Below are 13,215 nucleotides of genomic sequence, written 5' to 3'. Positions count from 1 at the left end.
ACTCGATCGAATAAGCTTTCATTTTTTCTGCTGATGTACTGAATGTAGTGTACCACATTTACATGGAATTTGCTGTAACTTCTTACGAAGCTGCTTGAAATGCTTGGGGTTGGCAATCTTATTGCCGTCGCTAGTAGCACTCAGGCTACTAATTCCCACGTCCAAGCCGATTGTTTTATTTGTTTTGGGAAGTGGTTTGAGCGTGTAGTCGTCTACAAGTATAGAGACATACCAGCGTCCAGCCGGTGTTAGTTTTACCGTCATAGTAGAAGGAACACAGCTTGCTGGAATTTGTTTGCTCCAGCGAATAGGTAGCGGGTCATTGCACTTTGCCAGAAACACTTGCCCGTTTTTCCAACGGAAAGCTGACGCGGGTGAACTCAGCGCTACCACCCTTGTGTTTTTTTTTGAAATTAGGGTACTTGGCTCGTCCCCCAAAGAAATTGGTAAAAGCTGTTTGAAGGTGTCTGAGTCCCTGTTGAAGAGGTACGCAACTAACTTCGTTGAGGAAGTCGAGTTCCTCTTCTTTTTTCCAATTCGTCAGCATCGAGGAAGTTTCTCTGTAGCCAACCCTCTCTTGACGCTCGTACCAAGCTTCCGTGCGGGCCGGCAAAGCCTTGTTATACACTAACCGGGTACAACCCATTGTCCGTCGCAAGAGATTTTCTTGCTCGACGGTCGGGTAGAATCGGTAGCGGTAGGCTTTTTCCATCTTCACGCTCTAGCACGTCTTTTGTGAGTTAGTCGCTTTGGTTTTGTGTCTTTTTGTGAAGCCGTTCTATAAGGACGGGGTTTCTACCCATTTTTCTGATGAGCGATCCCAGAAGAGCTATGATTGTAAAGATACTGGGGTTTTGCCCCTCCTATTGCGACATATTAATGGTTGCTGCCGATCGCGCGTAAAATATTTTTGATAAAATATTGTCTCGCAATCCGGCGGCAACGCTTAAAAAACTGGCAATTTTTGTCAGCCCGATCGCAGATAGACTCCCCCGACTTTACTCACGCCGCGCTGGCACGCCCGCTACGGCAAAATTATTTATCTATAAGACTCAGGTGAACAATAACCGTACTGTTTCAGATACTAAGCGAAGTTTCTATACGATTCACACTCGACCGATCAACTCAATTTACCGTCGAGTGGTGGAAGAGTTGATGGTAGAAATGCACTTGCTTTCAGCGAATGCCGATTTTCAATACGACCCGATTTATGCTTTGGGTGTAGTGACAGCTTTTGATCGATTCATGCTTGGGTACGCCCCAGAAGCCGACAGAGTTTCGATTTTTAACGCTTTGTGCAAGTCCCTAGAAGACGATCCAGAGCGCTACAAGCAAGACGCTCAGCGATTGGAAAGCTTGGCAGATAGACTTTCTGGGCAAGAGTTGCTCTCGTGGCTCGATCGCTCTACCAGCTTTGAAGATACAGCGGATTTGCAAGCGTCTTTAGGGGCGATCGCCAGCAACCCTCAATTTAAGTACAGCCGCTTGTTCGCGATCGGTTTGTTCTCGCTGTTAGAAAAAGCTGACCCTAACTTAGTAAAAGACCAAGAAACGCGAAACGACGCGATCGCTAAAGTCTGTGTGGCCTTGCACCTGCCAGAAGACAAAGTTAGCAAAGATTTAGATTTGTACCGCAGCAATTTGGAAAAAATGGCTCAAGCACGAATAGTGCTTCAAGATGTCATCCAAGCGGAACGGAAAAAACGCGAAAAGCGAGAAACAAAAGTTACCGCTGGCCCCTCCGCTGAGTCTTCTGACAGCAGCAATTAATCGTTTGAAGGAAGAAGGAAGTTCGGCAACGGATTCTCTAACGGATGTAACGGATGTCAGGAACAAGGAAGAAGGAAGTTCGGCAACGGATTCTCTAACGGATGTAACGGATGTCAGGAACAAGGAAGAAGAAAGAGGGAGTTTTTTATTTTTTACATCAAATAAAAACTCTTAAATTTTTAATTTTTTTTCTTGAATTCTGGCTTCGGCCTTGTGCCTTCAGATGTTGGTTGCCCAGAAACTAAAAATCCCGCTTTCTGAATTGAGCGGGATCGACTTAATCAAAATATAGCTGTTGGGGTGGTACTAAGGCTGGGGCTCAAAATTAGTGGCGTTAGCTTGCAGCCAAGTGCTTAGCTGTGAAAGAACTTCGTTTCCCGAAGACTTGCCCAAAGCTGTGGGGTTTGGGGTGTCGGGCCGATCCAAGTTGCGGGCGATCGCTGCGTTGACTTCTTTGGAAATCAAATCGTGAAGTTGCTCTTTAGCCCTAGCCCTTTGAAAGTGAGCGCCCTCTTCCGTCGTAGCGTACAGAGGTGGCAGCCTATTTAAAGCATAAGCTGCAATATCTCCCACATCCAGACTCAGGTCGCTCGTCGCCTCAATTTCTGCTACCCTAGCGATCGCATCGCTGAGTACCAACTCTTCCATCACGTTGATGAACTGTTTGCGTGGCAGAACTACAACTTCGCCAGTCAACAAAGAGCCCATCAGACGATCGAGAGCCATGTACTCTTCGATCGACAATTCCGAAGCCGTATTGCAGATCCGTCCCACCTCAGCTTCCATAGACGGCGTTAAATAGCCATCCTGCAAAGCCTGTTCAACAATTTTTTCAATACTCATATATGCGTCCCCGCTCAACGGCATCATCAATAAAGTTTTGTGAAGACGCGATTGTTAGCGTCTTGAGATTCGAGTTTTGAGAGTTGAGTTGAGAAATTTTATACAAATCCTAACTCAATACTGATAACCCATCACAGTTATCTGCACACCCTAGCCACAAACTTACCCCATAATTGACTGATAAATCCGTCAAAACCTGTAAAAACTCCTACTCAACTCCCTGAAGTCGCCAAGGTACAGGATCGACCGACTGCCCATGCACGTAAAGTCCCCAATGCAGGTGAGGGCCTGTAGAAGCCCCCGTTGACCCCACAGTACCAATTACTTGACCGGCTTTCACGACATCGCCTTCCTTGACATCAATCCGGCTGAGGTGCATCAAAATACTTGCTACGCCCTGACCGTGGTCGATACCAACCACGTTTCCGTGGATTTTGAAGCCTTGCGATTCACGTCCCACTAGAGACACGCGACCGGCTGCTGGTGCCACTACAGGGGAACCGGAAGGACCCGCGTAATCCACGCCGCGGTGGTAGTAGTCTTGAGCAAATACCCCATTATAATAGCGTCGCACCCCGTAAATAGTGGTAATTTCGCCGGAGTTGGGGCGCAACAATTTGCCGTCCCAAAATTTTTCGGGTGTCACGAGTGCTTTAAATGCGTCTACGCGATCGAATTCAGCATCTGTACCTTCCTCGTCTTTCCCAGGCGGTAGCCAGATGGATTGAGTGGGAAAATTTCGATCGCGCACTTGCACGCTCAAGTTCTGCACTTGTCCGTCACCTGCGACTTGGATTTGGCGGGCACCGGGTTTCTCTACCGGCGTCGTCGGCAACAGGGCCCGAAAGCGGCCGTTGCCGATCGGAAACGCGGGGTAGTTTTTTTGCTGTAGAGACACTTTGGGAGTTTCCCCGCCGTTACCGTCAACTTGAATCATTACTGACAGCGTATCTCCCAGTTGGGGATTGGCCGGCGTCACAACTACCTGCAAAGCTTGCACCGGCAGGGCAAAACTCAGAAAGCCAGCAACAATTCCCCCGATCGAACTAGCGGTTAGCTTGTTTGCTTTCAACTGCCCCCACCGCAAAATCCGACCTGTAATTATTTCCGTACTTAGCCCGCAGTTGTCTCGATTCACACTCATTACCATCACTAGCAGTCCTTAACCTTTCTCTCGCTGATATATTTTTAACTATCTAGACTAACTATAGCAATCCGCAATGAGTCCAGAGAAACAGCCGTAGATAAAAATTGAGAATGGCTATAATCTTATCACCTAAATTTATAGGGATTCAAAGGTAGCGGTGAAACCATTTAAGGTTAAGCATTCTTCCATAAATTCCTCTACATCATTGACATTCTCAAGCTGATATTCCATAATCCGTTGACCATCGCCTTTCATCTTTTTGGAAGAAAGAGGCGTAGCCGGATATTTATCAGCGATCGCTTTGAAAGCTTTGGAATGGGTATCCCAGCTTTCAGCAGAACATTTTATGGTTAAAAGCCACATGATGAAATTCCTCCTTGGGTTGGGTTTAGTAATAGTCTGACACGAGTAAAACTTAAATCGATAGTGCCGAAAAATCAAGAGATTCGGTGGTTTGGAAAAAAGCTAAAAGCCTAGCCACTATGCGAGCGACACCACCCTTAACATTCGACTCCACATTCAAAGGCATCACCGGATCATGGAGTGATAAGCGTAACAGAAACCAGCCGGATTCGCTAGCTGACGTGCTGGAAATTCGCAGACCTTCGTAGTTATTGGGAACTATTTTCCAGTCTGCTTGCGTCGAGACAAATTGTTGCAGTTGTTCAATAACCCGATCGCCGTGAGCCTTGAAATCATCCACACCAATTTTAATCCGAAATTCTGCACTTTCTTCGGGTTCTTTTAAATTCGCAATTAAATCCGGCAAAGATTGATTTGCTAGCTTTGATTTAGCCAATTCAATCAACAATTTGCTGACCAAATAAGCGCCATCATCCAGAAAGTAATTTTCTTTCAAAGCTCCATGTCCAGAGGTTTCAATCGCCAGCCATGATTCCTGTCCGGCTTCATTGAGGCGTATCGACTCGTCAATCACATTTTTGTAGCCGCGTTTAAAGCGATGGTGAATCCCTTTTAAATCTTGTTCGATGAATTGCGTTAAGCCATCGGAGGTGATAGAATCCGTGACAATGGTAGAGCCTGGGTGTTCTTTTAAGATGATGGCAGAAATCAAGGCAATTAAGCGATTGCGATTGAGTTCCTTGCCAACTTGATCGACGGCCGCACTGCGATCGACATCGGTATCAAAAATAATCCCAAAATCAGCTTGGTGTTCAATTACCGCTTGACAAATTGACTGCATTGCCTGTTTATCTTCGGGATTTGGCACATGATTGGGGAAAGTACCATCGGGTTCTAAAAACTGACTGCCCGTAGTGTCTGCACCTAAAGGTTTTAAGACTTTATCAACATAAAAACCGCCAGCACCGTTTCCTGCATCTACAACAATTTTTAATCCTGTTAGTGGTTGCTCAAAATTATCGGGATGATTGACTGCTTCCCTAATGTTGGTGACAAATTGGTTAGCATAAACTGAGATAAAATCATGCTTTGTAATCTTACCGGGCGATGAGGCGGGCTGAAAGTAATTGCTTTGGGCTAGTGTTAAGATATCTGTAATATCCTGCTTTTGTAACCCACCTTTGGCAGTGAAAAACTTTAAGCCATTGCGATTAAATGGCAAATGGCTAGCAGTGAGCATAATCGCGCCGTCGCAATCAAAACCAGGGGTAATGGTACTCATAAACATGGCGGGGGTTGAGGCCATGTCAAAGTCGTACACTGTTGCACCAACTGAGGCGATTCCCTCCATGACTGCTTGCATTAAGGTTGGGCCTGATAGGCGACTGTCACGCCCGATCGCGATCGTTAATTCTGCCGCTGGTTTATTGACTTTTTGCACCAGCCAACTGACAAATGATTTACCTAAGATTGTCGCAATTTCGGGCGTTAGGTTGACTTTTTCATTGGGAACTCCTTCGAGGGCGATACCGCGAATGTCTGATCCATTTTGAAGTTTTGTCCAGTTGAAGATTTGCATAATAATGGATGGTAAGTAAAAAGATCGGAGTCGGCGGTTGAAACCGATAATACAAAGTTTTGTCTGTAGCTAGACGGTTCGACTCAGCTTACCCGAACGTCTTTCGCGGACTAATAAATAAACAGGGGAGAAATTTGGGATTTGGTATTATTAGTCATTAGGGTGACAGAGTTTTTCAATTCAATCAGCTAATCGGCATTTAAGTTGTATTTAAAGAAACAATCCCAGTCTTGTGGGTGGGATTTGAGCAACGCCCAAAATATCCAATTGAAATGTTGACCCGCTGACGGAGAATTTTGACCCCATCACCGCTAAGCTTAAGCTCTAATTTCTTAGTCGCGTTCCACACTGTAAATTGCCTGCAAGCGGAACTCACCATGAGGGGGAACTTCGACAATATCTGTAGCTGCATTGGTCGTTTCTACGCAGAGTAAACGCTGATAATCTGCATCATCAAGGTCGGCCATATTTGCAGAAATTGTCACCCAGGGATTCCACACTACGACGGATTTACTACCAGATGATTTAATGCGAATCCGACGATTGAGGGCGCTATCGTCAATGACTAATTCATTGGTGACATCAAGATAAATACGATCGACTTCACCTGTTACTACTACTGCACCCACTTGAGTTTTTTCGACACCACCATCCGCTTTATCAAGATACTGGCTATTTTCTAAGCCTAAAATCTGCACGCGGTTGATATCGCCGACTTGGAAATAGGTGTGGAAAGCTTGGGTGAGGGGAAATGCTTTGTCGCCTAGATTGCGGGTGATTAATTCTACCGTGAGGCTGGTGCCGATCGTAATTGCGATCGCCAGTTCAAAGGCTTGGGGCCAAATTGCTCTAGTTTCATCGGTATCCTTGAGTCCGAGAGTGACTTTGGTTGCGCCGTCTGGGGTTGTGGCGGTTTCTAGCACATTCCAGAGGCGATTCCGCACAAACCCATGACTCGGACGCCCCAAGGCTTCGGGATCGGGGCCAAACCAGGGCCAACAGATGGGTATACCGCCTTTGATGGCTTTCCCTTCGGCATAGTAGGCTTTGTCGCTGACGAACATCAAGTCTGTGGTTTCGGTGGCGGGTTGAAAGGAGAGAACTTGACCGGAATACACAGAAATTAAGGCTTTGGCTTGACCGTTGTCGATGTGAATCATCGGGAAACCACCGTTTCCGGTGGCGAATGTGAGGTTCCCGGCAATGCCGTAGTCTGTGTTTAATTGGTCAATACTCATGCTGTTGGCTTGGTGAATTGCTTTACAATTATCCGATATTATGGTTGCGAGATTGATTAGATTGTTGGGTTGGACGCGGGAAGGTGCGATCAACACAATCATGCACTCAGAGAAACGAATTGGGAGTGCCAACACCTCGCCAGGGGATGTGCGATCGAACCCACCGACACACCTTGCTGAGTTCCCCGTCAGCCAGCTAATGCAGCAGTTCCTCAAAACACGGCGCAGCCGCCAAACTCCGCATCTCTTCGAGGGTGATTTCAGGTGACAATTGCCAGAAATGCGCCTAAAACAAGCCAAAGAGCGCTATCCGAGTGACTGCATCCGCTAGCGTTCGCATCGAATCACGTCACGGCAATGGGAACCTGCCTTGTACTTGAGGCCGCATCAAAAAAGCCTTTATTGAGCGACTGGTTTACAGAAACACTAAAAAAGTTATTCCTAGTGGATTTGTGTAAAACCGACGATCGCAAATCCGCTTAATTACCAAGCGCGATCGTATTGAATTGGAGCAGGCACCGACTGACGTAGTTGCTTCGCAGCCCGCATCGGCCAATAAGGATCGCGCAGCATTTCTCTGGCAAGTAACACCATATCTGCTTGACCTGTACGAATGATGTGGTCAGCCTGGGCGGGTGCAGTAATCATACCAACGGCTCCGGTGGCGATGTTCGCTTCGCGTCGAATGCGATCGGCAAAAATAGTTTGATAACCTGCACCCGTGGGAATCTTTTCACCGGGTACAATTGCGCCTGAAGAACAATCGATTAAATCAACGCCCAGTGACTTTAATTTATCGCTGAGTACAATACTTTGTTCAATGTCCCAACCATTTGGAACCCAATCGGTTGCAGAGATGCGAACCCAAAGTGGTATTCGATCGGGCAAAACATTTCGCACCGCTTGTACAACTTCACATAAAAACCGGATGCGATTCTCAAAACTGCCACCATAGTCATCAGTCCGTTGATTGCTCAAGGGAGACAGAAATTCATGTAGTAGGTAGCCGTGAGCAGCATGAATCTCGATTACCTCAAATCCGGCTTCTAGGGCGCGTTGAGCTGCGTTGACAAAGAGTGCCGTCTGCTTCTGAATCTCTTCGATACTCAGAGCAATGGGGGCGGGGCTATCGGGTTTAAATGGAATGGCGCTAGGGGCGATCGAAGTCCATCCTCCCTCAGATTCCGAAAGCACATCGCCGCCCTCCCACGGAAGTGCTGTACTGGCTTTTCGACCTGCATGAGCCAATTGAATTCCCGCAACCGCACCGTTGCGGTGAATTAACTCGACGATTCGCGCCAACATTTCAATATGAGCATCGTCCCAGATTCCCAAATCTTGCGGCGTAATTCGTCCTTCAGGCTCGACTGCCGCTGCTTCAGTCATGACAAGCCCTGCCCCTCCTACGGCTCGACTGACGAGATGAACCAGATGCCAATCATTCGCGAATCCATCAACGCTTGAATATTGACACATGGGAGAAACTGCAATGCGATTTCGGAAGGTAACGCCACGTTGATCCAATGGCTCAAATAAATGCGACATGGTTGTAAACCCGTGATTTATAAAATGCTACAGATGTCAAGTACAGACTTTCTTGACGCTGGGAAGTTGACTGACTTCATTCCACCAAGTCCGCAGTTTCGGAGTTTGAGCCATCGTTGCTTCGTACTCTGGGGTCTGCGATAGGTAGGTGAAGACCGGAATTAGGTAAAAATCGGCAATGCTCAGTTCGTGACCGAGCAAATACGGGTGTCCTACAGTTAGGGACTCGATCGCCTCTAGTGCAGTTTTTACAGGTGCGATGGCAGCTTTGTCCAACCTACATCCCGAATGGACAAGTCATTTTGAGGTATCAAGAGCAACGACCAAATCACTTGTCTAAAACCTAAATCTTTATTGTTAGCAAAACCGGGGATTACTAGAAAAAGACACAAAAGTGCCTGAGTAATTATCCAGTATATCGGGTAAATCCGCAAGCAGGGCTTGAATAAATAAAAACGATGTTAACTAATCCTTTTTACCGAGCGCCGATCTGTGAACGTAAACCGTGATAAAACCGCCCAATAGAAAAAAGTAATCAACACCACTTTATTCCGCCTGAAATTCATTAAATAAAGTAACTTGATTTAATCTCTCCGCGCTCATATCGTTGAGGTGAAACATTACCCTCAATCAAGGCGCAATGCCTCGATCTACTTGCAAGAGGTTAAGCTTCTTTTGAGGAGTGAAACTCTTTGGTATCAGAAAATACCTGGTTCTATAGTTGCAGTTGCCCTGACTCCCCAACTACATTCAACCCACTAAACATAATCAACACATTAGACACTATAATATAACTTTATACTTTTTTCATAAAGTTGTGCAAGAAGACTTCCGACTGATCGTTGACTTAGTTCTAGTTCTCGCTGCTGCCGCAGCAGGAGGACTCTTTGCATCGCTATTGCGACAGCCGGTAATTCTCGGCTACCTCCTTGGAGGGATCGTAGTTGGGCCGGCCGGTTTGGGGCTGATTAAAGAATTAATTCAGGTAGACACCCTGGCTGAATTCGGGGTTGCCTTTCTGTTATTTGCCTTGGGAGTGGAATTTTCTTTCGCCGAACTCCAGAAAGTTAAAGCCATTAGTTTGGGCGGGGGGGGCTTGCAAATTGTGCTGACGATCGCCATTACTACTGCAATTTCCTTGGCTGTAGGGTGGGTAGAATCGCCCGCTCAAGGCGTGTTTTTAGGATCGATTCTGTCGCTTTCCTCGACCGCAGTCGTCCTGAAATGCTTGATGGAACGCAATGAATCCGGTACTTCCCACGGTCAAGTCATGCTGGGAATATTAGTAGTTCAAGATCTGGCTTTGGGGCTAATGCTAGCAGTTTTGCCCGCACTCAATCAGCCAGCAGAGGCGATCGGCATGACGGTAGCGTGGGCCCTGCTGCGGATCGGGTTATTTGCGATCGGTGCTGTAGTCGCCGGCATTTGGATGGTACCGCAGTTGCTGCGATACCTCGCGCAAACAGAAAGCCGGGAACTGTTTTTGCTGGGAGTTGTGGTTTTGGCTTTAGGAATTGCACTACTGACAGAATATCTGGGTTTTTCGATCGAGATGGGCGCATTTGTGGCGGGTTTAATGATTTCGGAGGTGGAATATGCCGACCAAACTCTAACTTATGTCGAGCCTTTGCGAGATATTTTTGCATCCTTATTTTTTGTCACTATCGGGATGTTAATTGACCCGATGTTTCTGTGGAACCATCTAGAAGTAATTCTGGGACTGGTATTTATAGTATTTGTCGGCAAATTCTTGATTATAACGCCGATCGTCCGACTATTTGGCTATCCACTAAAAACAGCATTGATCGCAGGTTTGGGCTTAGCTCAAATAGGAGAATTCTCCTTTGTACTCGCTAGTGCCGGCCAAGTTATGGGGCTGGTTTCGCGGGACGTTTACCTGTTAATTTTAGGAACGACAGCCGTCACCCTCGTGCTAACTCCGTTTGTGTTGAGAAGCGTGCCACAGTTATTGAAATGGGCGGAAAATTTCGGGCCTTTGCAGCGCTATTTTGACGAAACATCTCAACCTGTGGAAATAGCTGAAAGTTTGCCGGAACAAAATTATGTTGTGGTTTGTGGCTACGGGCGAGTCGGCAGAATTTTAGTCAAAATGCTGCAAAGCCGCAACTGTTCTGTTGTGGTAATCGATGAGTCAGAAAGTAGAATTCAAGAGTGCAGAATGCAAGGAATTCCTTACATTTACGGGAATGCTGCCAGCTTGCACGTATTGGAAGCCGCGCGGGTGGAACGGGCAAAAGCAATGGCGATCGCCCTTCCCGATCCCATGAGCACTCGCTTGTGTCTGAAGCGGGCTTTAGAATTAGTCCCGGATTTGGATATTGTGGTGCGGGCCAACCAAGATAAAGATATCGAACTGCTTTACCAACTGGGGGCCTGGGAAGTCGTGCAGCCGGAGTTTGAGGCTAGTTTAGAACTGTCTGCCCACTTGTTGGCTAGTATTGGGATCTCGGCAATGGCGATCGGGCGGGAAGTGCAGCAAATTCGCAGCAGCCGCTATCTGGAATTGCGGCCACCGCGCGAACCTTTGGCGGTTTCGCGGGATTTGAAAGTGGCAGTTCGAGATATGAACAGCGAGTGGTACAGCTTGCCGTCGGGTTCTCCCATTGCCAGCATGACTCTGGAAGAAACTAACCTGCGCCAGTTGACAGGCGTCAGTGTGATGGCGATCGTCCGCGAGAATGGTGAGGAAATTGATTATCCTAACGGCAAGACAGCTTTGCACTCGGGCGATCGACTTTTTGTAGTGGGAGAACCGGAAGAACTCATCAGTTTTGAGTTGCTGGCGAAGGGGGAAGTTGCAGTACCGCAGGGTGACAGTTCTTGCCAGTGGCTGAGGCTGCCAGCAAAGAGCCCTTGGGCGGGCAAAAAACTGTCAGAGGTAGATGTGCTGACCCAGTACGGGGTGCAGGTGCGGGCGATCCGCCGGGAAGGGAAATTTACTCGCTGGCCCGACGGAAGTAGCAATTTGCAAGAAGGCGATCGTTTGCTGCTGTGTGGCGGCTTCTACGAGCTCGGCTTGATGCAGCGGACGGCCTCACCACCGGTGCCGCAACCTGCTTTCAAGCTGCCTTTGGTCAAGGCCCAAGTCAGCGAAAAGCTGTTTAGCGATTAGTCAGCGGGCAGTGGGCAGTGGGCAGTGGGCAGTGGGCAGTTGGCAGTTGGCAGTTGGCAGTGGGCAGTTGGCAGTGGTGAGCTTTCCAGCGAACAGTCAACAGCGAACAGTCAACAATGCCCCATGCCCCATGCCCCATGCCCCATGCCCCATGCCCCATTCACCATTCCCCACTCTCAGCCGTTGGGTTTGAGATAAGCAATGGCTGGTCGCGAGATCAGAATTTGTGTTTCTGAGGGATCGAGGAGGCAAATGCAGCTATTATCCTGCCAAAAAATTCTGCCAGCTACTAAGTCGCCGGTAAGGAGTTTAATCTCCACCTGTTTTTTGTCTTTGATGTAGCTTTGTATTAAGCGAACGCTGGGCAATCCGGTTTCAAATTCAGACATAGTTCAGAAAAATATAGTCAAATATTACCTTAAACCATATTCTTCTCTTTATACCGTTTAACCTTTACTGCCGCAACTACAAGCGCGTCTAATCGATGAGGGAGAAACCCATTGGCAGTTACTTTTCGACGAATATTCATTGAGCCATTGACATCAGCATTAAGTAGGTATCCCTGTGGAGTTATAAATATTATATTTGTTTATATTTCAGTAGAAAGGACTATAAATTGCATAAAGTTTTATAATACTGGGAACTGGGTAATTTGGTAATCAAATTATCTAATCAGCTTTAACCAAAAGAGGTTTGTTTTTATGCCGATCGAGTTTGCGAAGTATCAGGGACTGGGCAATGATTTTATTCTAATTGACAACCGCCACTCGTCAGAACCCGCGCTCACGCCAGAACAAGCTGTGGATTGGTGCGATCGACATTTCGGGATTGGCGCAGACGGTGTGATATTTGCTCTTCCGGGTCAAAACGACACTGATTATACAATGCGGATTTTTAACTCCGATGGTTCGGAACCGGAAATGTGCGGCAACGGGATTCGCTGTTTGGCTAAGTTTATCGCCGATTTGGAAGGGTCAGAGGCGAAAACTCAGTACCGCATCCACACTCTGGCTGGTGTGATTACCCCGGAATTGCGATCGGACGGTCAGGTGAAGGTGGATATGGGAGTGCCCCGGCTGCTGGCGGCGGAAATTCCGACAACTTTGGCTGCAGCGGATGCCAAAGCTATAGATGTGCCGATCGAAGTTGCTGATAAATCTTGGTCTGTTACCTGTGTCAGCATGGGTAATCCTCACTGCATTACTTTTGTAGAGGATGTTGCGGCTGTTGCTTTAGAAACTGTCGGGCCTCAATTCGAGCACAACAAAGCCTTCCCGCAGCGTACCAATACGGAATTTATTCAAGTGATACGTTCAGACTATGTAAAAATGCGGGTGTGGGAAAGAGGCGCGGGTGTTACTCTAGCTTGTGGGACTGGTGCTTGTGCTGCTGTGGTAGCTGGGGTGTTGGTAGGCAAGTGCGATCGGGTAACTGCGGTTGAACTCCCCGGCGGCGTTTTGGAAATCGAATGGGCAGAAGTTTCTGGACGGATTTACATGACTGGGCCGGCACAGCGAGTATTTACTGGTTGTATGAGTGATTAGTGATTAATCATTAATCATTAGTCATCAGTCATCAGTCATCAGTCATCAGTTAT

13 protein-coding genes and 1 pseudogene are annotated in these 13,215 nt (G+C 47.3%); 5 read left to right on the top strand and 9 right to left on the bottom strand.

The genetic code is table 11. The features are described 5' to 3' along the window. Window positions 1–69: 69 nt before the first annotated feature. Window positions 70–712 (bottom strand): annotated as a pseudogene (locus QUA90_RS11105) (RNA-guided endonuclease InsQ/TnpB family protein); the annotation flags it as partial. A 344-nt stretch (window positions 713–1,056) separates the two neighbouring features. Here QUA90_RS11105 and psb29 point away from each other — a divergent pair. Both psb29 and QUA90_RS11095 read left to right on the top strand, forming a co-directional pair. After that, window positions 1,057–1,770, top strand: coding sequence for a photosystem II biogenesis protein Psp29 (psb29, locus tag QUA90_RS11100; RefSeq protein ID WP_333445455.1), 714 nt, complete (start codon window positions 1,057–1,059; stop codon window positions 1,768–1,770). Between the two features lie 4 nt (window positions 1,771–1,774). After that, complete coding sequence (locus QUA90_RS11095) at window positions 1,775–1,945, top strand: hypothetical protein (RefSeq protein ID WP_333081766.1); 171 nt, start codon at window positions 1,775–1,777, stop codon at window positions 1,943–1,945. 131 nt (window positions 1,946–2,076) lie between these two features. Here the strand turns inward: QUA90_RS11095 and QUA90_RS11090 are convergent, their stop codons facing one another. The 5 genes from QUA90_RS11090 to QUA90_RS11070 all read right to left on the bottom strand — a co-directional run bounded on the left by QUA90_RS11090 (window position 2,077) and on the right by QUA90_RS11070 (window position 6,940). Beyond that, entirely contained in the window at window positions 2,077–2,613 is a 537-nt protein-coding gene (locus QUA90_RS11090) for a late competence development ComFB family protein (RefSeq protein ID WP_006631395.1), read from the bottom strand. A 208-nt stretch (window positions 2,614–2,821) separates the two neighbouring features. Then, on the bottom strand, window positions 2,822–3,763 hold the full coding sequence (locus tag QUA90_RS11085) for a M23 family metallopeptidase (RefSeq protein ID WP_333445453.1): 942 nt from the start codon (window positions 3,761–3,763) through the stop codon (window positions 2,822–2,824). Window positions 3,764–3,895: 132 nt separating this feature from the next. After that, complete coding sequence (locus QUA90_RS11080) at window positions 3,896–4,123, bottom strand: hypothetical protein (RefSeq protein WP_333322729.1); 228 nt, start codon at window positions 4,121–4,123, stop codon at window positions 3,896–3,898. 52 nt (window positions 4,124–4,175) lie between these two features. After that, window positions 4,176–5,702, bottom strand: a complete 1,527-nt coding sequence (locus tag QUA90_RS11075) for a phosphomannomutase/phosphoglucomutase (RefSeq protein ID WP_333389374.1) — start codon at window positions 5,700–5,702, stop codon at window positions 4,176–4,178. A gap of 332 nt (window positions 5,703–6,034) precedes the next feature. Continuing rightward, window positions 6,035–6,940 (bottom strand): D-hexose-6-phosphate mutarotase, encoded by a 906-nt coding sequence (locus QUA90_RS11070; RefSeq protein WP_333389373.1) that lies wholly within the window; start codon window positions 6,938–6,940, stop codon window positions 6,035–6,037. A 40-nt stretch (window positions 6,941–6,980) separates the two neighbouring features. On the opposite strand from QUA90_RS11070, the gene QUA90_RS11065 reads away from it, so the two are divergent. Then, window positions 6,981–7,208: a hypothetical protein gene (locus QUA90_RS11065; protein ID WP_333389372.1), complete on the top strand. Its 228-nt coding sequence runs from the start codon at window positions 6,981–6,983 to the stop codon at window positions 7,206–7,208. A 215-nt stretch (window positions 7,209–7,423) separates the two neighbouring features. Here QUA90_RS11065 and QUA90_RS11060 read toward each other — a convergent pair whose 3' ends face one another. Both QUA90_RS11060 and QUA90_RS11055 read right to left on the bottom strand, forming a co-directional pair. Then, window positions 7,424–8,485: an NADH:flavin oxidoreductase/NADH oxidase gene (locus tag QUA90_RS11060; RefSeq protein WP_333389371.1), complete on the bottom strand. Its 1,062-nt coding sequence runs from the start codon at window positions 8,483–8,485 to the stop codon at window positions 7,424–7,426. A 36-nt stretch (window positions 8,486–8,521) separates the two neighbouring features. Further along, window positions 8,522–8,761, bottom strand: a complete 240-nt coding sequence (locus QUA90_RS11055) for a glutathione S-transferase domain-containing protein (RefSeq protein ID WP_333322734.1) — start codon at window positions 8,759–8,761, stop codon at window positions 8,522–8,524. Window positions 8,762–9,302: 541 nt separating this feature from the next. Between QUA90_RS11055 and QUA90_RS11050 the strand changes: the two genes are divergently transcribed. Further along, complete coding sequence (locus tag QUA90_RS11050; RefSeq protein ID WP_333445448.1) at window positions 9,303–11,618, top strand: cation:proton antiporter domain-containing protein; 2,316 nt, start codon at window positions 9,303–9,305, stop codon at window positions 11,616–11,618. Window positions 11,619–11,794: 176 nt separating this feature from the next. Here the strand turns inward: QUA90_RS11050 and QUA90_RS11045 are convergent, their stop codons facing one another. Then, the gene (locus tag QUA90_RS11045; protein WP_333150164.1) at window positions 11,795–12,007 is read right to left on the bottom strand and encodes an Hfq-related RNA-binding protein; all 213 of its coding nucleotides are present in this window, start codon (window positions 12,005–12,007) and stop codon (window positions 11,795–11,797) included. Window positions 12,008–12,319: 312 nt separating this feature from the next. Between QUA90_RS11045 and dapF the strand changes: the two genes are divergently transcribed. Then, on the top strand, window positions 12,320–13,162 hold the full coding sequence (gene dapF / locus QUA90_RS11040) for a diaminopimelate epimerase (protein WP_333389369.1): 843 nt from the start codon (window positions 12,320–12,322) through the stop codon (window positions 13,160–13,162). Window positions 13,163–13,215 lie beyond the last annotated feature (53 nt).

Source organism: Microcoleus sp. D3_18_C4 (genome assembly GCF_036702355.1).
Classification (GTDB): Bacteria; Cyanobacteriota; Cyanobacteriia; order Cyanobacteriales; family Microcoleaceae; genus Microcoleus.
This window is presented reverse-complemented; position numbering and strand designations above follow the sequence as displayed.

What these genes read in the sequence shown, in the direction of transcription:
- dapF (WP_333389369.1), top strand. Translation starts at nt 12,320, where the DNA reads ATGCCGATCGAGTTTGCGAAGTATCAGGGACTGGGCAATGATTTTATT.
- QUA90_RS11045 (WP_333150164.1), bottom strand. Translation starts at nt 12,007, where the DNA reads ATGTCTGAATTTGAAACCGGATTGCCCAGCGTTCGCTTAATACAAAGC.
- QUA90_RS11070 (WP_333389373.1), bottom strand. Translation starts at nt 6,940, where the DNA reads ATGAGTATTGACCAATTAAACACAGACTACGGCATTGCCGGGAACCTC.
- QUA90_RS11075 (WP_333389374.1), bottom strand. Translation starts at nt 5,702, where the DNA reads ATGCAAATCTTCAACTGGACAAAACTTCAAAATGGATCAGACATTCGC.
- QUA90_RS11065 (WP_333389372.1), top strand. Translation starts at nt 6,981, where the DNA reads ATGGTTGCGAGATTGATTAGATTGTTGGGTTGGACGCGGGAAGGTGCG.
- QUA90_RS11090 (WP_006631395.1), bottom strand. Translation starts at nt 2,613, where the DNA reads ATGAGTATTGAAAAAATTGTTGAACAGGCTTTGCAGGATGGCTATTTA.
- QUA90_RS11060 (WP_333389371.1), bottom strand. Translation starts at nt 8,485, where the DNA reads ATGTCGCATTTATTTGAGCCATTGGATCAACGTGGCGTTACCTTCCGA.
- QUA90_RS11080 (WP_333322729.1), bottom strand. Translation starts at nt 4,123, where the DNA reads ATGTGGCTTTTAACCATAAAATGTTCTGCTGAAAGCTGGGATACCCAT.
- QUA90_RS11085 (WP_333445453.1), bottom strand. Translation starts at nt 3,763, where the DNA reads ATGGTAATGAGTGTGAATCGAGACAACTGCGGGCTAAGTACGGAAATA.